Origin of the sequence: Halorussus amylolyticus, from assembly GCF_004143485.2 — an archaeon.
GTDB lineage: Archaea > Halobacteriota > Halobacteria > Halobacteriales > Haladaptataceae > Halorussus > Halorussus amylolyticus.
In genome coordinates this window covers 335,749-356,887 of sequence record NZ_ML974131.1, presented here as the reverse complement: position 1 = coordinate 356,887, position 21,139 = coordinate 335,749, and the positions used below count along the sequence as shown (strand labels likewise).

The following is a 21,139-nucleotide window of genomic DNA, read 5'->3' as shown; positions in this document are numbered from 1 at the left end:
TCAGTCCGCCGTGGTCGGCTTGGACTCTTTCTCCACGACGCCCTCGCGCCACCGGCCGAGTCTGAACCACAGCACGCCGACGACGAACGACCCGATGGCCGACGCCGACCACGACCACCAGAGACCGGTCACGCCCCACCCGAGACCGGAGATGGAGACGCCCGCGAACGCCACTGTCCCCTGATACGCCAGCAGGACCGCGAGCGGAATCCGGAGTACCCACCGCGAGAGGAACGAGAGCGCCATCGCGACCAGCGTATCGCCCGCGCCGCGGAAGCCGCCCTGCACGACCATCAGGCCGCCGAAGAATGCGAGGAACGGCCCGATGATTCGGAGGAAGACGACGCCCTCCGCGACGACGCCGGGGTCGTCGATGAATATCCGCATCGCCTGGGCGGGGAACGCGAACATGAGCGCCCCGGCACCGAACAGGACCACCATCGTCCCGGCGGTGGCCTTCCACGTGACTTCGGCCGCGCGGTCGGGCGTGTTCGCGCCGAGGTTCTGGCCGACGCCGGTCGCGGCGGCCTGCCCGACCGCGCCCGAGACGGTCCACGACACTGACATCAGCCTGACGCCGACGCCGTACGCCGCGGTCGGAATCGGGCCGAACCGGGCGACGAGCGCGGCCATCGCGACTGCGGCGAAGCTTCTGGCCGCGCCGTCGATGGTGGCGGGGTACCCGATGCTCACGAGCTTCTTCATCACGGGCCAGTCGGGACGGAGGTCTTCGAGCCGAAGCTTGACCCCCCAGTCGCCCTTGAGGAGGATGGCGACCCCGAGCAGTGCGACGAGGACGCGCGAGATGAGGGTCGCGACCGCCGCACCCCGGGTGCCCCACTCGGGGAACGGTCCCCAGCCGAGGATGAAGAACGGGTCGAGAATCACGTTCAGTCCGGCGGAGAACACCATCAGCCACATCGCGGTCTTGGTGTCGCCCGCGCCCCGAAGCACCGCCCGGAAGACGAAGAAGAGGAACGTGAACGGGATGGCGACGAACAGTACCTCGATGTACGCCAGCGCGTCGGTGTACACCTGCCCGCGCGCGCCGACGAGCGTGACGAGCGGTTCGCGAAACGTGAACCCGATTGTCGCGAGAGTCAGCCCCGCCGCGACCGTTATCATGAGGGTCTGGGCCACCACGTTGTCGGCCTCGCGGTCGTTGCCCGCGCCGACGTGCTGGGAGACGAGCGCGACCGACGCCGCGGTCAGCCCCATCGCGACCGAGACGAACATCCACGAGGTCGGAAACATCAGCGAGACGGCCGCGACCGCCTCGGGACTCACCCGGCCCACCCAGAACATGTCCGCGAGGTTGTAGAACGTCTGGAGGAGGTTTCCGGCCACCAGCGGCCACGCGAGGCTGGTGAGTTTCGGGGTGATGGCCCCGGTAGTCATATCGACGCGGCTGTCTGCCTGTTTCGACACGGCTCTCATCGGTCAATCGGGTAAGAGGTGCTTAAGCGCGTGGATTCTCGGGCAGGGTTGCCGGGTCTTTGAACGGGTCAAACTTTATCAGTATCGGGTTGGGTATCGATAACGCGTCAATTGAACCTCTCCCGTTCCCGGTTTTGTATCTCTCCCGTACACCCTGTTTCGTATCTCGTGGTCGGTTTCAGTAGTCGTCGGATTCGGTATCCCCCTCTTCGTTGGATCTCACTGGCCGGAGCAATAGCTTCGTTCCTATCGCAAACAGGTATCCCGCCGTTCCGAAGACAAGTGCGAAGCTCAGTGCGGCGATCACCGCTAGCAAGGTATTCATGCCGTAAGAGTACAGCGAGTAGGTCGTCGTGAGCGTGGTTGGCGACGTTGTTGCTCCGGCACAGCAAAGGTTTCTAGCGACAAACGAGTTTGTCAGTCCTCCAAAGAGAGGACCGAACGAGATGGTCCAACTCGCGAGCAATCCCTCTTGTCGATATCCGATAGCCCCAGAGAGAATGACCCAGCCGATGACGACACCGACTCCGGCTACGGGCCGACTATTCAGGAGAAAGAGAGGATAGAACACCTCAATGAGTCGCGGTGTTAATTCGGGTGCCAGTCGGCGAACGAACGAGACGCCGACGAACGACACGAGACTGAGACCGATAGTGGCGAGGAAAACCCATTTCAGTGAGTTCCAGCCTCGACCAAAGAGTATTGAGGTGAAAAACGTACTCGGCATTTCAGAATCGTGATTCATTCGCTTCGGGAATATGTGTTACGAAGATTCAATTTTTCCGTTCTCACGCTCGGCGAATTGCTCATGTCCCTAGATCATCGCCAAATGTGATTCCGTAATCTGCGATTTGGTAGGCACCGGTTCCACAAGAATCGGTTCCGATCCAACCATCGTTACAGCCCGTATCGTAGGCGTAATAGTAGTCTGTCGTAATATTCGTGATCCACGCGTACTCGCCGTCGTACCAGTACGTTGGCCCGCCGGAATCACCGTCACCCATGTCGACCCACGTGTACACTCCATGGCCGTCGTCGAAGTTCGTACACGTGAGACTCTCTTCGTAGTTGACCGAAGCAAGCCGCCCGTTCGTTTTCCCAGTGTTCACTCCCATGTGATTGAGCATCGGACGGTCACTTTTGGACTTCGAAACCCAGCGATCCAACGTCGCTTTGGTGACGAGACCCCGAATTGGTGGGTAGACATCGTTGTCGTCGATTGTGTTGTCCACGGAAACGTCAGAGTACGGGGTGATTCTAATAAAGTCACCCTTCTTATCCGCGAATTCGACCGTTCCAATGTTCTGTACCGTCCCATTGAGATCCGTCACTCTAGCCGTCCGACCTTCGATATCAGAACTATTGTCATCACAACTGCTCCAGAACACATGTGCACAATGTAATAACTCGTCGGAATTTATGGGACAGCAAACAGTTCCGTAAGAGCTGGTTTCCTTGCACCCGACAGCCTCACCTCCTTGAATGTTTGTGTTCGTCTCGGTGTTTGTACAGTTTCCCTTCCTCTTGTTCTCAGGTCTTTCACCGACCGTGACGGGTACTTCGTCGAATCGGTTCGGAAGTACGTTTGAAAGGGTCTCAAGTTCGTCTTTCTCGGTTGTGACCTGAATCTGCAGTCCACTCTGGCCGCCATAAGTCTCGGGCGAGCGCACAAGACCGATAGAAAATATAGAAGAGTTATTACGGAACTGCTTGCTAAATCGGTCCCTAGCTTGTGCGGCGTGCTGAGTGTGTTCATACCAGTCTTTTTCGACGCTCATGTATTCGTAGACTTCTCCGCCAGCGATGAGCTTTGGTACTTGTGTCGTCTGGGGAGAGGAGGCTCTAGCATAGGTCGCCGTTCCAGTGACACTGGCGGTGATTCCGAGCGCTTTTAGAACTTTTCTCCGAGATGGTTTTTCTGACCCCATATTACCATATAATATAGTATAAAATGAAAAAGTTACTATTTTTATTATTGTTATTTAACGTATTCTGCTTCCTGAAGAGTCCACCGTTATTTTGATCTCGCTCACGCGCGGGTGCGTGAGCGCGCCTTGTCCCGCCGCCCGCTTGCGATTTTTCTCCGGCGAAAGCTTTACCCATCCCGTTGTCCTACCGGGAACACGATGACCGACCAGCGACACCCGGAGCGACACCTGAACTCGGGGCGAACCCCGAGCTCCGGGCGACCTTCGGGAGGTGAGGCATGGAACTGATAATCACGGAGAAGGACAACGCGGCGCGGCGAATCGCCGACATCCTGAGCGGCGAGTCCGCCGAGGCCGAGCGCAAGAACGGCGTCAACGTCTACAAGTGGGGCGGCAAGCGGTGCATCGGCCTGTCGGGCCACGTCGTCGGCGTGGACTTCCCCGACGAGTACAACGACTGGCGCGACGTGGAGCCAGTCGAGCTAATCGACGCGCCCATCGAGAAGAAGGCCACGAAGGAGAACATCGTCAGTACCCTCCGCGTGCTGGCCCGGAAGGCAACCCAAGTTACGATTGCGACCGACTACGACCGCGAGGGCGAACTCATCGGAAAGGAGGCGTGGGAAATCGTCCGCGACGTGAACGACGACGTGCCGATTCACCGGGTCAGATTCTCCTCGATTACCGAAAACGAGGTCGTGGACGCCTTCGAAGACCCCGACGAACTCGACTTCGACCTGGCGGCCGCCGGGGAGGCCCGACAGGAAATCGACCTCATCTGGGGTGCCGCACTCACTCGGTTCCTCTCGCTTTCGGCCCGACAGTTGGGTGACGACTTCATCTCGGTGGGTCGGGTGCAGTCGCCCACGCTCAAACTCATCGTGGACCGCGAGCGCGAAATCGAAGCCTTCGACCCCGAGGACTACTGGGAACTGTTCGCCGACCTCCTGAAGGCTGAAGAGGACGAAGACGCCGCGTTCGAATCGCAGTACTTCTACCTCGACGAGGACGACAACGAGGCCGAGCGCGTCTGGGACGAGGAGACCGCCGAAGCCGTCTTCGAGGCGCTCGAATCCGCGACCGAGGCCGTGGTCGAGCGCGTCTCTCGTCGGACCCGGACCGACGACCCGCCCGCGCCGTTCAACACCACGCAGTTCATCCGCGCCGCGGGGAGTCTGGGCTACTCGGCCCAGCGCGCGATGAGCATCGCCGAGGACCTCTACACCGCGGGGTACATGACCTACCCCCGGACCGACAACACCGTCTATCCGGACGACTTGGACCCCGAGGAACTGTTGGGGACCTTCGCAGAGAGCTACCACTTCGACGAGGACGCCGAACTGCTCCTCGAAGCAGACGAAATCACGCCCACCGAGGGCGACGAGGAGACCACCGACCACCCGCCGATTCACCCGACCGAGGACATCCCCACCAAGGCCGACTTGAGCGACGACGAGTGGGAGGTGTACGAACTCGTCGTCCGGCGCTTCTTCGCCACGGTCGCGGATTCGGCGGAGTGGGAACACCTCAAAGTGGTGGCGGGCATCGAAGCTGACGGCGACACCCACAAACTCAAGTCGAACGGCAAGCGCCTGCTGGAGGAGGGCTACCACGCGGTGTACCCCTACTACAACACCTCCGAGAACTACGTACCCGACGTGACCGAAGGCGAGACGCTGGCCGTCACCGACACCCGCATCGAAGACAAGCAGACCCAACCGCCCCGGAGATACGGCCAGTCGCGGCTCATCGAGACCATGGAGAAGATGGGGGTAGGGACGAAATCGACCCGCCACAATACCATCGAAAAACTCTACGACCGCGGGTACGTCGAGAGCGACCCGCCGCGCCCGACTCAGATTGCGAAGGCCGTCGTGGAGGCCGCAGAGGAGTTCGCGGACCTCGTGGTGAGTGAGGAGATGACCCGCGAACTCGAACAGGACATGACCGCCATCGCGGAGGGCGAAGCCGACCTGAGCGAGGTGGCCGACGAATCGCGCGAGTACCTCCAGCAGGTGTTCGAGGACCTCCGCGAGTCGCGCGAGGAGGTCGGCGACCTGCTCCAGAAGTCGCTGAAGGCCGATAAGATTCTCGGGCCGTGTCCCGAAAGCGGCCACGACCTGCTGGTCCGCCAGAGCCGTCGCGGGTCGTACTTCGTCGGCTGTGACGGTTATCCGGACTGCGAATACACCCTGCCGCTTCCGAACACCGGCAAGCCGCTCATCCTCGACGAGACGTGCGAGGACCACGACCTCCACCACGTCAAGATGCTCGCGGGCCGCCAGACGTTCGTCCACGGCTGTCCGCTCTGCAAGGCCGAGGAGGCCGACGAGGAGGAAGACGAAGTCATCGGCGAGTGTCCCGAGTGCGGTGCGGAAGAAGGCGGCGAACTCGCAATCAAGCGCCTCCAGAACGGCTCTCGGCTGGTCGGGTGTACTCGCTACCCCGATTGTGACTACTCGCTCCCGCTCCCGCGCCGGGGCGACATCGAAGTCACCGACGAGCGGTGCGAGGAACACGACCTACCCGAACTCGTAGTTCACAGCGGCGACGACCCGTGGGAACTCGGCTGTCCCATCTGCAACTACAGGGAGTTTCAGGCCCGCGAGAGCGAGTCGGGGAGCGACCTCGAAGCGCTCGACGGACTCGGCGCGAAGACCGCAGAAAAGCTCGCGGACGCGGGCATCGAGAGCGTCGCGGACCTGAAAGAGGCGGAGGTCGAGACGGTGGCGTCCGAGGTGCAGGGCGTGAGCGAGGACAGGCTTCGGGGCTGGCAGGCGAAGGCGGACTAGTCGTTCCACCGAATCTCGTCCCACCCTTCGAAGTGTTTGATTCGAAGTTCGAGTTCGAATCGTTTCCAGCCACATCTCTCGTGCAGAAACTGGACGAGCGAACCAAACTCGGAGTTATCGAGTTTGATGCCGCGGTCGCCGTAATCGAGCACGAAGTTCTGTGATCGAACGGTTTCGTACGCCTCTTTTGCGGCCCCACCCCTGTGACGCGGATACGATGCGCGGTCGAGAATCACGTCCCGTGGACGCGGATTACCGTATGCGTGGTCCGACACTAACACGCGTAAAATCGCACAAATGAGGTCCGTGTCGCTCATATTCGAATAACATTATAGACAGGATATAAATATTCCTACTTTGATGTAGCTAACATCTGACTCTGATAATGGTAGAATAGGACAACAGTTATAGTGTTGTGAGACATTTGTCTTCGTATGAGCAGTGAATCCGAGGACGCCGCCGGACGAGGCGAAACCGGGACGAGCATGCGCGAAAAGCGACTCGCGTATCCGAGCGGTTGGCTCTACCTCTGTCAGCACGAGAGCGTGCACTTCATCATCGACGCGCTGCTTCAAGTCGACCCGAAAAAGGAGTTCAACAAGACCGAACTCGCCGACTTTGCGGGCATCAGCACCCAAAGTGTCAGACGGCACATCGATAAGCTCGTCGAATTGGGCGTCGTCGCCGAAACTGCCGGAGGGAAACGGTATCACTACAATCTGGAGAGCGAGGTCGGAAAGCGTATCGCGGAACTCAACGGCGAGATAAACGCGATTGGCGCGGGTCGCGCGGACCCGACCGACGAGTAGCGTGCCACCGAACGCGAGAAACGACGCTCACGGACGTTCCGACCTGTTGTCCGCCTCTCACCACTCACTTCCCGATTCGAAGCTGTTTTAGCGCCCCCTGAGGTTAGGTCGAACAATGACCGCTCCGTGGGACGACTGGGACCACATCGTGAAGCTAGACCCCGACAAGACGCTCGTGGAAGGCGAGACGTTCGAGGACGTGTGCGCGACCGGGACCGACGCGCTCGAAATCGGCGGCACGCTCGACATGACCACCGAGAAGATGACGCGAGTCATCGACGCCTGCGCGAAGTACGACGTGCCGGTGTATCAGGAGCCGAGCAACCCCGCGGTCGTGGTGGACGACGAGGGTCTCGACGGCTACCTCGTGCCAATCGTCCTCAACGCGGGCGACGTGTCGTGGGTCACGGGCGCGCACAAGGAGTGGGTTCGAATCGACGACGTGGACTGGGAGCACACCGCGACTGAGGCGTACATCGTCCTCAACCCCGATTCGAGCGTGGCACAACTCACGGAAGCCGACTGCGACCAGCGCCCCGAGGAGGTCGCGGCCTACGCCGAAGTCGGCGAGCGACTGTTCGGTCAGGACATCGTCTACGTCGAGTACTCCGGCACGTTCGGCGACCCCGAGGTGGTGGCGGCCGCGGCCGACGCGCTCGAAGACGCGACCCTGTTCTACGGCGGCGGCATCCACGACTACGATTCGGCGTACACCATGGCTCAACACGCCGATACTGTCGTCGTCGGTGACCTCGTCCACGACGAAGGCGTAGACGCCGTCCGCGAGACCGTCGAGGGCGCAAAGGACGCGAAGAAGACGACCGCCGAGTCGGTCTGAGCGGGCGGGGCGAGTCGGTCCGAGCAGCGGTGGTTCTCCGCACGAAAACGCGTCTCGGTCGGTGTTCGTCGTTCGTGAATGCAAAATAGTATCATTCATGTATTCACAGCGCCAACATCGAAAGATGAGCGCCATCGAAACGACCGGCTTGACGAAGTACTACGGCGACACTCGCGCCGTCGCGGACCTCGACCTCACTGTTCGAGAGGGCGAGGTGTTCGGCTTCCTCGGGCCGAACGGTGCGGGCAAGACCACGACGATTCGGACGCTGCTCGGGTTCCTCTCGCCGACCGACGGGAGCGCGACCGTCTTGGGCAGGGACGCGACCGACGAAGCCGAACTCATCGAGGCCAAGCGCCACATCGGCTACCTGCCGAGCGACCCCGGCTTCGACGACGGCGTGACGGGCCGACGGCTGATTCGGTACCACGCCGAACTCAAGGGCGACGAGCGAAGCGCGGAGCTGTTGGAGCAGTTCGACCCGCCAGTCGAGCGCGAAATCGGCGAGTACTCCCGTGGCAACAAGCAGAAACTCGCTATCGTGCTGGCGTTCATGCACGACCCCGACCTCGTGGTGATGGACGAGCCGACCTCGGGTCTCGACCCGCTGATGCAGGACCGCTTCTACGAGTTCGTTCGGGGCGAACGCGACCGCGGCAAGACCATGTTCTTTTCGAGTCACATCCTGAGCGAGGTTCGGAAAGTGTGCGACCGCGTGGGCATCATCCGGGACGGGAGCCTCGTCGCGCTCGAAGGCGTCGAGGAACTCCTCGACAGGAGCGGCAAGCGCGTCCGAGTCAGCGTCGAGGGAGCGCTCGACGCCGACGACTTCGACCTCGCGGGGGTCGGCGACCTCGAACTCCGGGACGGCGACGCCTCGTTCGTGTTCACGGGCGAGTACGACGACCTGCTCGGCCACCTCCAAGGGTACAGCATCCGCGATTTGGAAATCGAGGAAGCGCCACTCGAAGACGTGTTCATGCAGTTCTACGGCGGCACCGACTCGCCGGCGGTGTCGGCGCGCGCCGAGGCCGCTGGCGAGTCGCGGGGAGATGTCGGCGAGACCGCCGCCGAGTCGCAGGAAGGTGACGGCGATGCTTGAAATCGTCCGGTACGAGGCCGAGCGCCGCATCACGGGGTCGCTCGTGCTGTCGGTGTTGCTCGCCGCGATGTCGCTGCTGTTCGTCGCGCTGTTCCCGTCCATCACGACTTCGGGCGCGGACTTGGACGCCTACATGGAAAGCCTGCCGCCAGCGATGCGCGCGGCGTTCGGCGCGTCAGGCGCGTTCTCCATCACCACAATCGAGGGGTTCCTCGCGGTCGAACTCTATCAGTTCTTCTGGCTTCTGATGCTCGGCATCTACCTCGCGTATCAGGCGGGCGGTCTCATCGCGGGCGACGTGGAGCGCGACCGGATGGACGTCCTGCTCGCCGCGCCGGTCTCGCGCCGCCGGGTCGTGGTCGAGAAGTTCCTGTCGCTGGTGCCGGGCGTCCTCGCGCTCAATCTCGTGGTCGGCGCAGTGGTGTACGTCACCGTCGCCGCCATCGGCGAGTCGATAGCCATCGCAGACCTCGCGATGGTCCACTTGCTGTCGATTCCGTACCTGCTCGCGTGCGGGGGAATCGGTCTCCTACTGTCGGTCGCGGTGAGCGACTCGGACATCGCCAAGCGTGGCGGTCTCGGAGCCATCTTCGGGCTGTTTCTGCTCGACACCGTCAGTCAGTCGGCCGATATCGGTTGGCTCGGCGCGATGAGTCCCACCCGGTACTACGACCCGACCGGCGTGCTGGTGGGCGGCGAGTACGACCTCGCGGGCGCGGCGATTCTGCTCGCGATGACCGCCGCGCTGGTGGCGGTCAGCGCGTGGTGGTTCCGCCGGAGGGACGTCTGAGATGCGGGCCGCAGAGCGCCGAGAGCGGAGGGTTCGATGAGGGGCTTCGACGACGACGAGCGCGAACGCATCCGGCGCGAACTCAGAGAGACCGGACGGGACCTGTTCGCACGCCACGGACTAGAGAAGACGACCATCGCGGACCTCACCGACCCGGTGGGCATCGCCACCGGCACGTTCTATCGGTTCTACGACTCGAAGGACCGACTCTACTACGAGGTGCTTCGCGAGGAGGGCGAGCGACTCGCAGAGGAGATAATCGGGAAGTCGCTGGCAGTCGAAGACGACCCCGAGGACGCCATCGTCGCGTTCCTGACCCTTCTCTGCGACGAGATGGAGACGAATCCGCTGGTCCACCGCCTCGTCGTGGACGACGACCTCCGGAGGCTGACCGAGCAGTTCACCGACGCGGAGATGCAGGCCGAGCGCGACGAGTCGATGGCGTACCTCACGCCGTTCATTGAAGCGTGGCAGGACGAGGGAAAACTTCGGGCGGGTGACCCGGAGGTGCTGGCTGGCGTCCTCGGGATGGCGAAGTTCGTTCCCTACCACCGCGAGGACTTCCACGACGACGAGTACTACCGGGACGTTCGCGAGACGTTCATCGAGACGCTCGCCGCGGGGTTGGTTCGGGGCGTCGGGGAGTAGCTTTTTTGGTGGCTGCTAGCACACCTCGGATACGGTTATCGTGGCTCTCGGCCGAGTTCGTTCCACGGAAATGACCGCGTTTAAGACCGACCCGCGAGAACCAAGCGGTATGCAAGACCGCACGTACACGGCCGACGCCGAACCCGGCGACACCGTAACCGTCGCTGGCTGGGCGCACGAAATTCGAGACCTCGGCGGCATCGCGTTTCTCATCGTCCGGGACAACTCCGGCAAGATTCAGGTCAAGTTCGAGAAGGACGAGATGGACGACGACCTCGTGGAGACCGGCCTGAACGTCTCGCGCGAGAGCGTCGTGAAGGTCACGGGCGACGTCGAGGAGGAACCGCGCGCGCCGACCGACGTGGAAATCGTCCCCGAGTCGCTCGAAGTCATCGCGCCCGCCGACCCCGAACTCCCGCTCGACCCCTCGGGGAAGGTGGACGCCGACCTCTCGACCCGACTCGACAACCGCACCCTCGACCTCCGCAAGGAGGAGACGAAGGCAATCTTCGAGATTCGCGCGGAAGTCCTTCGGTCGGCCCGCGAGGCGTTCCGCGACCTCGGCTGTACCGAAATCAACACGCCGAAAATCGTCGCCACTGGGACGGAAGGCGGCACCGAACTGTTCCCCATCACCTACTTCGGCGAAGAGGCGTTCATGAACCAGTCGCCCCAACTGTTCAAGCAGTTGATGGTCGGCTCCGGACTCGAACGCGTCTTCGAGGTCGGACCCATCTTCCGCGCCGAGGAACACAACACCCCGCGCCACCTCAACGAGGCGACCTCCATCGACTTCGAGAGCGCCTTCTTCGACCACGAGGACGCGATGGACGCCTGCGAAGCCGTCGTGAAGGCGGCCTACGAGGGCGTGGCCGAGAACTGCGAAGACCAACTCGAAGCGCTCGGCTACGACGACTTCGAGGTTCCGGACGGCGACTTCCCGCGACTCACCTACGAGGAAGTCATCGAGCGCATCAACGCCACGGGCGAACTCGACGAGCAGTTGGTGTGGGGCGACGACCTCCCCACCGAGGGCGAGAAGGCGCTCGGCGAGGAGGTCGGGTCGCACTACTTCGTGACCGACTGGCCCAGCGAAATCAAGCCGTTCTACATCGCCGACTACGAGGACGACCCCCAGCTCTCGAAGGGCTTCGACCTGATGCACCCGAACATGGAACTGGTGTCGGGCGGCCAGCGTGAACACCGCTACGAGCGACTCGTCGAAGGCTTCGAACAGCAGGGCCTCGACCCCGAGGCGTTCGACTACTACACCAAGATGTTCAAGTACGGCATGCCGCCCCATGCCGGATGGGGACTCGGCGGCGAGCGTCTGGTCATGACGATGCTCGGACTGGAGAACATCCGCGAGGCCGTCATCTTCCCGCGAGATAGGCAACGCCTGTCGCCGTAGGACTGTTCAGAGTCGCTTCGCGGCCTCGGCGTCGTTTTCTGTATCTTCGACCGAGAAAATACCCGACTCACCGAAGCGGATTATAAACGTTATACGCCCCGCCCCGAAAGCCACGGCCATGACTAACGAGTCGGCGCGGGCGTTCGTTCCCGGCCACGTCACCGGCTTCTTCAGCGTCCACGAGGCCGAGGACCCCGAGCAGGCGGGGTCGCGCGGCGCGGGGCTGACGCTCTCGGAGGGGGCGACCATCGAGGTCGAACGCGCCGCCGAGACCGGGATGCAGTTGAACGACGACTTCGCCGCTATCGAGGCGGTCACGCGCGTCCTCGACGCGCTCGACGCGGAGGCGCGCGTGACCGTCCGGACCGACCTCCCCGTCAGCGCGGGGTTCGGCGTCTCGGGCGCGGCCGCGCTCGGGACCGCCCTGACCGCGAACCGGGTGTTCGAGTGCGGGCTTTCGGAGAACGAACTCATCGCCATCGCCCACGCCGCGGAGGTCGAAGCTGGAACCGGACTCGGTGACGTGGTGGCCCAAGCGCGGGGCGGCGTGCCGATTCGACTCGACCCCGGCGCGCCCGAGTACAACCGAATGGACGGCGTGCCCGCCCGGACTCGCGTGGAGTATCTCACGCTCGGCGAGCGTCCGACCGCCGAGGTGCTGTCGGGCGACACCCGAGGCCTCTCGGAGGTCGGCGTGGACATGCTCGTCAGTCTCGTGGAGAAGCCGACCCTGCCGTCGCTGATGGCCGCCTCGCGGAAGTTCGCGGAGGTAGCTGGCCTGCTCACGCCCGAAGTTCGGGCGGTCATCGAGGACGTGCAGGCCGAGGGCGGCGAGGCCGCGATGGCGATGCTCGGCGAGACGGTGTTCGCACTCGGGACGGGGCTGACCGACGCCGGATACGATGCCCGCGCTTGCGAGACGCATCCGGCGGGCGCGACGTTGGAGGTGGAGTGAACGACGATGACTCGACGCACTATCACGACGGACGCCACCGGACGAAGTGAGCGGTCGCCCGAACTCGCCACGGTCGGAGTGCAGGCGATTGGCGAGGGGGATTCGGCCGCGGCCGCTCGAGAGGGCGCTCGCGACCGGGCCGCGACCGTTCGGGAGTCGCTCGCCGAGGTTTCGCCGAGCGAGCGAATCGACACCGTGGAACTCCGAGTCGAGGATTCGACGCAGGCGTTCGACCCTGACACCGACGCGCCGTACCGCGCAATCGAGATGCGGAACTCCGACCGGAGCCGGTCGTCGTCACCGAGTCGGTCGAAGTCGTGTACGAACTCACCGGCGACTGATTCGGAGTCGAGTCTCGAAGTTCCGCCCCGTCGAGAGCGCGAGAGATAGGTCGATTTTTCCGACTCCCCCGCGGAGGGTCGGCCATGACCGACATCCCGGAGGACCACCCGCGTTACCAGTCACTCCTCACCCGTCACCGAATCGAGGAGGGCGTCGAGAAGGGTATCACCAGCAAGCAGGGCCTCATCGCCGAGGGGAGGGGCGAAGCCTTCGACTACCTGCTCGGCGAGGAGACGATTCCGAGCGCCGACCGGGCCGAGCGCACCGCGGCGGCCCGACTCCTACTCGCCGACCGCCCGGTGCTCTCGGTCAACGGCAACGTCGCGGCGCTGGTGCCCGGCGAGACGGTCAAGCTCGCCGAGGTCGTGGGGGCCGACATCGAAGTGAATCTGTTCAATCGAACGCCCGAGCGGATGGAGGCCATCGCCGACCACCTTCGGGACCACGGCGCGAGCGACGTGAAGGGTCTCGCGGCGGACGCCCGGATTCCGGGGCTGGACCACGAGCGCGCGAAAGTAGACGAAGACGGCATCTTCGCCGCCGACGTGGTGGTCGTGCCGCTGGAGGACGGCGACCGGGCCGAGGCGCTCGCCGAGATGGGAAAAGTCGAAATCGTGGTGGACCTGAATCCGCTCTCGCGGTCGGCCCGGACCGCGGCGATTCCGATTATCGACAACATCATCCGAGCGGTGCCGAACATCGCAGAACACGCTCGCGACCTGCAAGGTGCGAGCGACGAGGAGTTGGAGCGAATCGTCGGCGAGTTCGACCGCGAGGCGGCGCTGGCGGAGGCCGAGCGCGCGATTCGGGGAGGTGACCTCCGCTGACACTGTACAAATCTGTTCGATAGACACCCTTATTGTGTATGACACGGCGTAACACACTGATGGACGCGGTTGTGCCCATCCTGAAGCGTCTGTCATCCCGGGCTTGCACCCCGACACCACTGCTTTGTCACGCTCCTCCGGAGTCGATTCGTCCGCCAGTCACTCGCACCACGCCGAGCGCGTGTTCGGTGTGGGCCGTCTCGTCCGCGCGCGCTCGGAGCGCGCGCCGAGCAGTCGCTACTCGCTCGTCCAGAATCGCCCACGGCGGTCGGTCGTAGCCGTCCATCCCGGTCGGCGACGACGCGACGACCAGCCCCCGGAACGCCAGATTGACCGGGCACCCGAACCATTGATTCGTCTGGGCAGCGTCGAGGAGCGCGAGCGACCCGCCGGGTGCGAGCATATCCGCCCACCGATTCACGGCACGCCCGGGGTCACCCAGCATCCCGACGACGAAGGTGGCGAGAATCGCGTCCGGCGACTCGCGAAACTCGATTCCCGTCGCGTCGGCTTGCACGACGTGGACGTTCCGCCAGTCCTCACGCTCGATTCGGTCGCGAGCGCGTTCGAGCATCCCCCGAGTGAAGTCCACGCCGACGACCCTGCCCGCCGGACCGACGCGCTCGCGGAGGTGTTCGAAGTTCGCGCCCGTGCCACATCCCATCTCGACCACGGTGTCACCGGGTTCGAGCGCCAGCGCGTCCGCGGCGTGCGCGCGCAGTCGCCCGAGTCCGGGCGTCGCGCGCGCGAGGAAATCGTAGAGGTCGGCCCACCGGCCGTAGAACTGCTGGGCCGCGGCGGTCGAGTCGTGTGCCATGCGAGCGCGTACGGCGTTCCGGGACAAAAGGCTGAGCGCGGGACGACTGCGACGGAGGCGGTCGGCCGTCGTCCTGATGACTCCTCGCGTCGTAACGCCCACGCCACGACGGTCGCACTCACCGAGAACGAGGTGGACAAAGAAGTGGTAGACAGCGACGGGACCCGTCTCGGGACCGTCTCCGAGGTTCGCCACGGCAGGGCGCACGTCACCGCCGACCGGCACGTGGTCGAGGAGTTCTGAGTCGGCGACGAGGACGCTCCAAATCGGCTACAACAGACTCCGAGCCATCTCCGAAACCACCTCGGCGTCGTCGCCGAGCAGGTAGGTGATGGGTTCGATGCCGTACCCGCCGGTGTGGTAGAGGACCGTCGCGTCGGGGTGCTCGCGCAGGGCCGCCCCGACCACCGCGTCGAGGTCGTCGTACTCGGCGTCGAACTCGGCGACCTCGTGGCCGCGCGCTTCGAGCGCGGCCACGAGGTCGGGGTCGTATCGAACGTTGAGCGCGGCGCGCGCGTCGCTTCCGTTCCGTCGGGCCGCGAGCAGGAGCGACGCGACGTGTTCGCTCACGCCGAACTCGGGGTCGGCCGGGATGGTCGCCTGGCCCTTCACGTCGAAGATGCGCCCCGGCACGCCCGCCACGTCGTCGATGCCGTCGGCGTCGGGCGTGCACTCACAGAGGTTCGACCCCACCGCGGGGATGAGCGACGCGAACCCGCTCGCGCTCTCGACGATGGTCAGTCCCCGGCGGAGCGACGACCGGACCCGCTCGGTCACGCGGAGTTCGCCCTCGGGGTCGTGGACGTTGAAGTCGCCGCCGTGACCCGAGAGTTCGGGCATCGCCGTCTCGTGGAGTTCCGCGAGGAGGTCGCGGTCCTCCAGTCGCCGAACGAGAACCTCGATTTCGACCAGCGCCTCGACGCGACTCATCGTTCCCTCCGCGAGTCCGCTGCTGACGCGAGTGACCAACTCCCGGACGCGCTCGTCTCCGAGAACGCGGTCGTTTCGCTCGACCTCGCCGTTGGCGTACTTCGACACCGCGCTCTGGCTGATGCCGAGCAACTCGGCGACCTCGCTCTGAGTCAGGCCGCGCTCGCGGAGGTCCTCGGCCAGCATCGACCGGACCGTGGGAAGGAACTCCTCTACGACGACTTCCTCGACGAATCTCATGTCCGGTCGGCCTCCGTCTCCGACCCGGCCTTCTGGTCGCCGCCGAACTCGTGGTCGCTCTGGATTCGGGAGGCTTGCGGCCCGGACTGGTCCTGATACTTCGACCCGCGCTCGGCACCGTAGGGTCGGTCGGCCGGGTTTTTGAGTTCGGTGAACGTCAACTGCGAGACTCGCATGCCGGGCGCGAGCGCGACGGGTGCGGTGCCGAGATTCGAGAGTTCGAGGGTTATCTGACCCTGATAGCCGGGGTCGCAGAGTCCGGCGGTGGCGTGGACCACGACCGCGAGCCGTCCGAGCGACGACCGGCCCTCGACGTGGGCGATGAGGTCGTCGGGAATCTCGACGCGCTCCTTCGTCGTTCCGAGGACGAAGTCGCCGGGGTGGAGGATGAACTCCTCACCCTCCTCGACCACGGTCTCGGTGACGTACTCGGATATCTCCTGTTCGCTGTCGGGATGGATGCAGGAGATGTTGGTGCGCTGGAATTCCAGGAACTCACGGCCGAGTCTGAGGTCGATGCTCGCGGGCTGAATCTGGAGGTCGAGGTCGTCGAGCGGTTCGACCGCGAGGTCGCCCTCCTCGAGTCGGTGGAGGATGTCGGCGTCCGAGAGTATCATACTCGGGGGTTCGCGCGAAGCGGTGTAAATGGACCGGCTTTTGCGCGAGACCGTCCGGGGGCGATTGGAGGTATCGCGTTCTGCGTTCGCGCTCAGGCGAGACCGAAGAGGAAGACCACGAACGCGACTCCGCCGCCCGCGAACGCCGCCGCGCCGGTCGGAAGGTCGCGAGCGTGCTTCAGTCCGAACGACCAGACGTACCCCTGCCAGCACGCCCCGACCAGCGACAGCAGGGCGGTGTCGCCCTGCGCGCGCTGGCTCATCGACTCGATTTGCGAGGCGAGGCGTTCGGGGTTCGAGGTCGCGAGGTCGATACCGCCGAGTCCGGTGTACAGCAGGCCGAGACCCACGACGGCGACGACCGCGCTCGGGACCATCCCCCACGCCGCAACCGCGAGGGTGTCCGCGAACGACCCCGTCCCGCCGAACGCCGCGGAGGCGACGTGGAGGGCCACGGCGTAGAGCGGCCAGCCGAACAGCATCCCGACGAACACCAGCGGGAGTATCTCGCTGAAGGCGTCCCAGACGAGGTCGCCGACTACCACGGTCTGCTGTTTCGGCTCGTCGCAGTCGGCCTGTTGCATCTCCTCGGCTTCGGTGTCGGCCTCGCCGTCGCAGACCCAGTCGGGCGGGCGGTTCTCGTTGGGTATCTCGGTCGTCGCGGTCAGGCGTTCGCTGAACAGCCATCCGAACGCGCCGACCGAGGTGGTGATGACCACCGCGACGAGGAGGACGACGACCGCGGCGCGACCCAGACTGAGTCCGGGCGTGCGGTCGGCGAAGAAGTCGTCGGGGCGGAGGAGGGCGTCGAGGACCATACCGGAAGCGACCGCCGAACCTCATTAATTCTGTTGATTTTCTGTCTTTTCGGGGCGGGCGGCCACCGCGAGTAGCCACCGATTTAACGCCGGGGAGCGTCCCCCGGCACATGAAACAGGCCATCGTCGCCCGGACCGACATCGGAATGGGGAAAGGGAAACTGGCGGCCCAAGTCGCCCACGCCTCGCTGTCGGCGTACGAGGAGACGGGGAGCAAGGCGCGAAAGCGGTGGAAGGGCGAGGGGCAGAAGAAGGTCGTGTTGAAAGGAGACAGCGAGAGCCAACTGTTCGAACTCGCCGAGAAAGCGCGGGCAGAGGGCCTGCCCCACGCCATCGTCCGCGATGCGGGCCACACCCAACTCGACCCCGGGACCGTGAGCGCGCTCGCGGTCGGTCCCGCGGACGACGACCTCGTGGACAAAGTGACCGGCGACCTCTCGCTGTACTGATTTCCTCGGAGCGTTCGTCTCCGTAGTCGTAACCGTCGCTTCGCCGACCACACCTCCTCCGAGTTCAGTCGCTGTTCGTCGCAGGAAGCCAGATACAAGCCGACCGACCACCAAGACCGAGCGAATGCGCGAGTCGTACCCAGTCGAGCAGGCGGTCGGCATCGAACGCTTCGTCAGCGACACCGACGGCATCGGCGGTCGCATCCGAGTCGAGGACGCCGACTTCCGAGTGCGCGAAGTCGAGCGATTCGACGCCGAACCGACCGACGCCGACCCCGGCGCGTACCCGTATCTCGTCGTCCGGGGCACCCTCCACGGGTGGGACACCAACGACTTCGCGAAGCGACTCTCCGACGCGCTCGGAATCAGCCGCGAGCGCGTCTCGTGGGCCGGGACCAAGGACAAACACGCCGTCACGACGCAACTGTTCAGCCTCCGGAAAATCGACGCCCGGGACCTCGACGACGTGGCGATTCGCGGAGCCGACATCGAAATCCTCGGACGCGCGGGGCGGGGACTGGAGTTCGGCGACCTCGCGGGCAACGCCTTCGAAATCGTGGTCAGAGACGCCGGGAATCCGGAGAACACTGCGGCGATTCGAGAGGAACTCGAAGCGTTCGGCGGCGGCAAGCCGGGTACCGTGGGCGTCCCCGACTTCTTCGGCCAGCAGCGATTCGGGAGCCACCGCCCTGTCACCCACGAGGTCGGCCTCCACGTCGTCCGCGACGAGTGGGAGGAGGCGGTCCGGGCGTACGTCGCGAATCCCTACGACACCGAACCCGAAGGGACCCAGAGCGCCCGCCGCGAGGTTGCAGACGCCTTCGACGACCGCGACTGGCGGGCCGCGCTCGACGCGCTCCCGCGGCGTCTCGGCTTCGAGCGCGCGATGGTGAATCGACTGGTCGAGCGCGACGGCGACGACCCCGAGGACTTCCGGGCCGCGCTCGAAGCCGTGCCGTCGAACCTCCAGCGGTTGTTCGTCAACGCGGCCCAGTCGTACGCCTTCAACCGAATCCTGAGCGAGCGACTCGCGCGCGGTCTGCCCTTCCACCGGCCGGTCGCGGGCGACGTGGTGTGTTTCACCGAGCGGGTCGATGGGCTGACCGTCCCCGACACCGACCGCCTGCAGGAAGTGACCGAGAATCGGGTCGAGACGGTCGCGCGCCACTGCGAGCGCGGGCGAGCCTTCGTGACCGCGCCGCTGGTAGGGACCGAGACCGAGTTGGGAAAGGGCGAACCCGGAGAAATCGAGCGCGAGGTGCTGGCTGACTTGGACCTCGAACCCGGCGATTTCGACCTGCCGGGGGAGTTCGACTCGACCGGGACCCGGCGACCGATTCTGGTCCGGACCGACCTCGAAGCGAGCGTGACGGACGATGCGGTGACGTTCGAGTTCGCACTTCCGAAGGGGTCGTACGCGACGGTGATTCTGCGGGAGTTCATGAAGACCGACCCGGCGAACGAGTGAGTTCGATTTCTGTTCGGGTGACAACCGTGATACACCGCCCGTCGGAGACGACTGCTATCGGCCCGTCCACGACGGCCGTTTCGGCGGCGACACGGACCACGGGACGCGCCGCGAATTCGCTCGCACAGCGAGCGAATTCGCATGCGGGGAGGCACGGGGCGCGGTGCTGTGCGGTGCGGGGCGGTCTCATAGGTATCGGGAGTAGCTAGCTTCACGCCAACTGAGTCGTTTCTGGCTCTGGCTGAAGTAGAGCGGTCGAATTGCTTCTGCGTGCTGTGAGTCGGCCGACACCGTTTCCGACTCGCTCGTAGCCTCAAACCATATCCCGACCGGCGACGTACGCTTTCTGCGACCAATCAGGGGGATTTCCGAATGAGCTACACACCGGCGACGAGAAGCGAGCGACTCCAGCGCCAGATAGACGACGCCATCGCCGACGGGTGGAAGATAGAGACCGAGACGCCCGAGCGAATCGTCCTCGTGAAACGAACCGTGGGCGACCTCGGGGTTCACATCGTCCTCGCCATCCTGACCGCGTGGTGGTCGTTCGGCCTCGTGAACGTCGTCTACGGCGGGTACAAATATCTGAACGACTCCCAGCGCCGCGTCCTGCGCGACGACCGGGGCTGTCCCGAGTGCGGGGTGTCGGTGCCCGCGGGCGCGAACTACTGTGCGAACTGCGGGACCGACCTCGCGGAGACGACCCCGGAGTGAGTCGGCGAGGGGGACTAGGTCTGTGAGATGACCGAACGACCACCGGGAGGCGACCCAAAACACCGAGGTTAAACCCCGCGCTCGGCTACGAAGATTCATGGAGTGTCGGCAGTGTGGGTCATCGCTCGAACGCCCCGGCGACTACTGTCTGGTCTGCCGGTCGCCCAACGCCGACGCCGTGGTGCTCGACCTCGCGCGCGACCACGCCACGCTCACGATGCTCGACGGCGAGGCGGTCGTGGGCGAAACCGGGGTGACCACCACGCCCGAGGACGGCGGCGAGGCGGGCGTGGTCGAGCTCCGGAACTTCGCGGGTCGAATCGCCGACGAGGTCCGACGCAAGCGCCCCGAGGAGGTGTACGCCGGGGGCGACCGCGAGGTGCTCCGAGCGACTCGCGGGCAGTTGCGCTACTCGTTCTATCGCGTGACCGACGACGACCCGGTCGAGGGGGTCCTCTCGCGGCGCGGCGACCCCGCGCTGAAAGTGGTGGACGCCGCCCCGAGCGAGAAAATCGGCGGGAGTCACTCGACGCTCATCGCCGGACGGACGGGCCGGAAGGTGATTCACACCGTCGCGGGCCACCCCCACGTCAAGAAGATAATTCCCGGCCCCATCGACGCTGGCGGGTCGGGGAGTCGGACCGGCGTGCGCGCGAAGGCGACCCGTGCGGGCGAGAACGGCAACGTCCGCCTCCTGTTACGGGACGGGTCCAGCGTGCAGGAGAACCGCGTGGTCACCACCGCGAAGGACCGCGAGATGGGCGAGCGAGTGCGAGCCGATTTGAACGACGTGCTCGCGGAGGCGGAGTTGCAGTAGCGATACGCTCGGCCTATTCCTCGAAATCGCGGCGTAACACAGGAGTACGTGGCGCGTAGCGTCGAACGCCGGGCGTTACGCCGAGCGCGAGAGGACGAAGTCACGGCCTTCCGCCCCAATCTTCTTGGACGAGGTAATTACATCTAATTACGAAATGGTGAGCCACTACGACGCGGTCCTCGCGGCGATACCGCTGCTTTCGGGGGGCGGCTTTCTGGTCGGCCAGCTAACGGGGTTGCCGGGCGCGATTGCGGGGCTGGTGGCCTCGGTCGCGGTCATCGGCCACGAACTGTTCAATCCGCCTATCGAAGAGGGGTGAGTCGTGGGGGGGGGCCCCCCGGGGGGGGGGGGGGGGCCCACCACGGAAGAGGGGCGGGGGGAGGAAGGAGG

General features: G+C 64.7%; 24 protein-coding genes. 16 read left to right on the top strand and 8 right to left on the bottom strand.

Annotated elements, in window-relative coordinates:
* The 3 genes from EKH81_RS05660 to EKH81_RS05650 all read right to left on the bottom strand — a co-directional run bounded on the left by EKH81_RS05660 (position 1) and on the right by EKH81_RS05650 (position 3,365).
* On the bottom strand, positions 1-1,398 hold the full coding sequence (locus EKH81_RS05660) for an MATE family efflux transporter (protein WP_132057030.1): 1,398 nt from the start codon (positions 1,396-1,398) through the stop codon (positions 1-3).
* A 217-nt stretch (positions 1,399-1,615) separates the two neighbouring features.
* Positions 1,616-2,182: a hypothetical protein gene (locus EKH81_RS05655; RefSeq protein ID WP_132057028.1), complete on the bottom strand. Its 567-nt coding sequence runs from the start codon at positions 2,180-2,182 to the stop codon at positions 1,616-1,618.
* Positions 2,183-2,243: 61 nt separating this feature from the next.
* Positions 2,244-3,365, bottom strand: coding sequence for a hypothetical protein (locus EKH81_RS05650; RefSeq protein ID WP_132057027.1), 1,122 nt, complete (start codon positions 3,363-3,365; stop codon positions 2,244-2,246).
* Between the two features lie 278 nt (positions 3,366-3,643).
* Here EKH81_RS05650 and EKH81_RS05645 point away from each other — a divergent pair, with 278 nt between their 5' ends.
* Positions 3,644-6,157 carry a DNA topoisomerase I gene (locus tag EKH81_RS05645; protein WP_132057025.1) on the top strand — a complete coding sequence of 838 codons (2,514 nt, stop codon included), beginning with the start codon at positions 3,644-3,646 and terminating at the stop codon, positions 6,155-6,157.
* Here the strand turns inward: EKH81_RS05645 and EKH81_RS05640 are convergent.
* Positions 6,154-6,474 (bottom strand): hypothetical protein, encoded by a 321-nt coding sequence (locus EKH81_RS05640; protein ID WP_132057023.1) that lies wholly within the window; start codon positions 6,472-6,474, stop codon positions 6,154-6,156. The genes EKH81_RS05645 and EKH81_RS05640 overlap by 4 nt on opposite strands.
* A 117-nt stretch (positions 6,475-6,591) precedes the next feature.
* On the opposite strand from EKH81_RS05640, the gene EKH81_RS05635 reads away from it, so the two are divergent.
* The 9 genes from EKH81_RS05635 (at position 6,592) to EKH81_RS05595 (ending at position 13,879) form a co-directional block, all read left to right on the top strand.
* Complete coding sequence (locus EKH81_RS05635) at positions 6,592-6,966, top strand: winged helix-turn-helix domain-containing protein (RefSeq protein WP_132057021.1); 375 nt, start codon at positions 6,592-6,594, stop codon at positions 6,964-6,966.
* A 115-nt stretch (positions 6,967-7,081) separates the two neighbouring features.
* Complete coding sequence (locus tag EKH81_RS05630; protein ID WP_132057019.1) at positions 7,082-7,804, top strand: phosphoglycerol geranylgeranyltransferase; 723 nt, start codon at positions 7,082-7,084, stop codon at positions 7,802-7,804.
* A gap of 124 nt (positions 7,805-7,928) precedes the next feature.
* Positions 7,929-8,906 (top strand): ABC transporter ATP-binding protein, encoded by a 978-nt coding sequence (locus tag EKH81_RS05625; RefSeq protein WP_132057017.1) that lies wholly within the window; start codon positions 7,929-7,931, stop codon positions 8,904-8,906.
* Positions 8,899-9,696 carry an ABC transporter permease subunit gene (locus EKH81_RS05620; RefSeq protein ID WP_132057738.1) on the top strand — a complete coding sequence of 266 codons (798 nt, stop codon included), beginning with the start codon at positions 8,899-8,901 and terminating at the stop codon, positions 9,694-9,696. Before EKH81_RS05625 ends, EKH81_RS05620 begins: the two co-directional genes overlap by 8 nt.
* A gap of 36 nt (positions 9,697-9,732) precedes the next feature.
* The gene (locus tag EKH81_RS05615) at positions 9,733-10,344 is read left to right on the top strand and encodes a TetR/AcrR family transcriptional regulator (RefSeq protein WP_132057015.1); all 612 of its coding nucleotides are present in this window, start codon (positions 9,733-9,735) and stop codon (positions 10,342-10,344) included.
* A 109-nt stretch (positions 10,345-10,453) separates the two neighbouring features.
* Positions 10,454-11,755 carry an aspartate--tRNA(Asn) ligase gene (gene aspS, locus EKH81_RS05610; RefSeq protein WP_132057013.1) on the top strand — a complete coding sequence of 434 codons (1,302 nt, stop codon included), beginning with the start codon at positions 10,454-10,456 and terminating at the stop codon, positions 11,753-11,755.
* Positions 11,756-11,873: 118 nt separating this feature from the next.
* Positions 11,874-12,710: a pantoate kinase gene (locus EKH81_RS05605; RefSeq protein ID WP_132057011.1), complete on the top strand. Its 837-nt coding sequence runs from the start codon at positions 11,874-11,876 to the stop codon at positions 12,708-12,710.
* Positions 12,711-12,716: 6 nt separating this feature from the next.
* Positions 12,717-13,100 (top strand): SIMPL domain-containing protein, encoded by a 384-nt coding sequence (locus EKH81_RS05600; protein WP_132057009.1) that lies wholly within the window; start codon positions 12,717-12,719, stop codon positions 13,098-13,100.
* A gap of 35 nt (positions 13,101-13,135) precedes the next feature.
* Entirely contained in the window at positions 13,136-13,879 is a 744-nt protein-coding gene (locus EKH81_RS05595) for a 4-phosphopantoate--beta-alanine ligase (RefSeq protein ID WP_132057007.1), read from the top strand.
* Positions 13,880-14,006: 127 nt separating this feature from the next.
* Here the strand turns inward: EKH81_RS05595 and EKH81_RS05590 are convergent, their stop codons facing one another.
* A complete protein-coding gene (locus tag EKH81_RS05590; RefSeq protein WP_132057006.1) occupies positions 14,007-14,696 on the bottom strand; it encodes a class I SAM-dependent methyltransferase in 690 nt (229 codons plus the stop codon).
* On the opposite strand from EKH81_RS05590, the gene EKH81_RS05585 reads away from it, so the two are divergent.
* On the top strand, positions 14,688-14,939 hold the full coding sequence (locus EKH81_RS05585) for a PRC-barrel domain-containing protein (RefSeq protein ID WP_132057004.1): 252 nt from the start codon (positions 14,688-14,690) through the stop codon (positions 14,937-14,939). The two genes, EKH81_RS05590 and EKH81_RS05585, sit on opposite strands and share 9 nt — an antisense overlap.
* 27 nt (positions 14,940-14,966) lie before the next feature.
* Here EKH81_RS05585 and EKH81_RS05580 read toward each other — a convergent pair whose 3' ends face one another.
* From EKH81_RS05580 to EKH81_RS05570, 3 genes are all read right to left on the bottom strand, one after another.
* Positions 14,967-15,866 carry a thiamine-phosphate synthase family protein gene (locus EKH81_RS05580; protein ID WP_132057003.1) on the bottom strand — a complete coding sequence of 300 codons (900 nt, stop codon included), beginning with the start codon at positions 15,864-15,866 and terminating at the stop codon, positions 14,967-14,969.
* Complete coding sequence (gene dcd, locus EKH81_RS05575; RefSeq protein ID WP_132057001.1) at positions 15,863-16,483, bottom strand: dCTP deaminase; 621 nt, start codon at positions 16,481-16,483, stop codon at positions 15,863-15,865. Before dcd ends, EKH81_RS05580 begins: the two co-directional genes overlap by 4 nt.
* Before the next feature lie 92 nt (positions 16,484-16,575).
* Positions 16,576-17,301, bottom strand: coding sequence for a Yip1 family protein (locus EKH81_RS05570; protein ID WP_132057000.1), 726 nt, complete (start codon positions 17,299-17,301; stop codon positions 16,576-16,578).
* Positions 17,302-17,411: 110 nt separating this feature from the next.
* On the opposite strand from EKH81_RS05570, the gene pth2 reads away from it, so the two are divergent.
* From pth2 to EKH81_RS05545, 5 genes are all read left to right on the top strand, one after another.
* Complete coding sequence (pth2, locus tag EKH81_RS05565; protein WP_132056999.1) at positions 17,412-17,750, top strand: peptidyl-tRNA hydrolase Pth2; 339 nt, start codon at positions 17,412-17,414, stop codon at positions 17,748-17,750.
* A 124-nt stretch (positions 17,751-17,874) separates the two neighbouring features.
* Positions 17,875-19,218: a tRNA pseudouridine(13) synthase TruD gene (gene truD, locus EKH81_RS05560; RefSeq protein ID WP_132056997.1), complete on the top strand. Its 1,344-nt coding sequence runs from the start codon at positions 17,875-17,877 to the stop codon at positions 19,216-19,218.
* A 372-nt stretch (positions 19,219-19,590) separates the two neighbouring features.
* A complete protein-coding gene (locus tag EKH81_RS05555; RefSeq protein ID WP_132056995.1) occupies positions 19,591-19,932 on the top strand; it encodes a zinc ribbon domain-containing protein in 342 nt (113 codons plus the stop codon).
* Between the two features lie 97 nt (positions 19,933-20,029).
* Positions 20,030-20,749, top strand: coding sequence for a DUF2103 domain-containing protein (locus tag EKH81_RS05550; protein WP_132056993.1), 720 nt, complete (start codon positions 20,030-20,032; stop codon positions 20,747-20,749).
* Between the two features lie 157 nt (positions 20,750-20,906).
* Positions 20,907-21,068: a DUF8015 family protein gene (locus tag EKH81_RS05545; protein WP_162224486.1), complete on the top strand. Its 162-nt coding sequence runs from the start codon at positions 20,907-20,909 to the stop codon at positions 21,066-21,068.
* Positions 21,069-21,139 lie beyond the last annotated feature (71 nt).

Coding starts and splice junctions, on each gene's coding strand:
- EKH81_RS05660 (WP_132057030.1), bottom strand. CDS start 1,398: ATGACTACCGGGGCCATCACCCCGAAACTCACCAGCCTCGCGTGGCCG.
- EKH81_RS05655 (WP_132057028.1), bottom strand. CDS start 2,182: ATGAATCACGATTCTGAAATGCCGAGTACGTTTTTCACCTCAATACTC.
- EKH81_RS05650 (WP_132057027.1), bottom strand. CDS start 3,365: ATGGGGTCAGAAAAACCATCTCGGAGAAAAGTTCTAAAAGCGCTCGGA.
- EKH81_RS05645 (WP_132057025.1), top strand. CDS start 3,644: ATGGAACTGATAATCACGGAGAAGGACAACGCGGCGCGGCGAATCGCC.
- EKH81_RS05640 (WP_132057023.1), bottom strand. CDS start 6,474: ATGAGCGACACGGACCTCATTTGTGCGATTTTACGCGTGTTAGTGTCG.
- EKH81_RS05635 (WP_132057021.1), top strand. CDS start 6,592: ATGAGCAGTGAATCCGAGGACGCCGCCGGACGAGGCGAAACCGGGACG.
- EKH81_RS05630 (WP_132057019.1), top strand. CDS start 7,082: ATGACCGCTCCGTGGGACGACTGGGACCACATCGTGAAGCTAGACCCC.
- EKH81_RS05625 (WP_132057017.1), top strand. CDS start 7,929: ATGAGCGCCATCGAAACGACCGGCTTGACGAAGTACTACGGCGACACT.
- EKH81_RS05620 (WP_132057738.1), top strand. CDS start 8,899: ATGCTTGAAATCGTCCGGTACGAGGCCGAGCGCCGCATCACGGGGTCG.
- EKH81_RS05615 (WP_132057015.1), top strand. CDS start 9,733: ATGAGGGGCTTCGACGACGACGAGCGCGAACGCATCCGGCGCGAACTC.
- aspS (WP_132057013.1), top strand. CDS start 10,454: ATGCAAGACCGCACGTACACGGCCGACGCCGAACCCGGCGACACCGTA.
- EKH81_RS05605 (WP_132057011.1), top strand. CDS start 11,874: ATGACTAACGAGTCGGCGCGGGCGTTCGTTCCCGGCCACGTCACCGGC.
- EKH81_RS05600 (WP_132057009.1), top strand. CDS start 12,717: ATGACTCGACGCACTATCACGACGGACGCCACCGGACGAAGTGAGCGG.
- EKH81_RS05595 (WP_132057007.1), top strand. CDS start 13,136: ATGACCGACATCCCGGAGGACCACCCGCGTTACCAGTCACTCCTCACC.
- EKH81_RS05590 (WP_132057006.1), bottom strand. CDS start 14,696: ATGGCACACGACTCGACCGCCGCGGCCCAGCAGTTCTACGGCCGGTGG.
- EKH81_RS05580 (WP_132057003.1), bottom strand. CDS start 15,866: ATGAGATTCGTCGAGGAAGTCGTCGTAGAGGAGTTCCTTCCCACGGTC.
- dcd (WP_132057001.1), bottom strand. CDS start 16,483: ATGATACTCTCGGACGCCGACATCCTCCACCGACTCGAGGAGGGCGAC.
- EKH81_RS05570 (WP_132057000.1), bottom strand. CDS start 17,301: ATGGTCCTCGACGCCCTCCTCCGCCCCGACGACTTCTTCGCCGACCGC.
- pth2 (WP_132056999.1), top strand. CDS start 17,412: ATGAAACAGGCCATCGTCGCCCGGACCGACATCGGAATGGGGAAAGGG.
- truD (WP_132056997.1), top strand. CDS start 17,875: ATGCGCGAGTCGTACCCAGTCGAGCAGGCGGTCGGCATCGAACGCTTC.
- EKH81_RS05555 (WP_132056995.1), top strand. CDS start 19,591: ATGAGCTACACACCGGCGACGAGAAGCGAGCGACTCCAGCGCCAGATA.
- EKH81_RS05550 (WP_132056993.1), top strand. CDS start 20,030: ATGGAGTGTCGGCAGTGTGGGTCATCGCTCGAACGCCCCGGCGACTAC.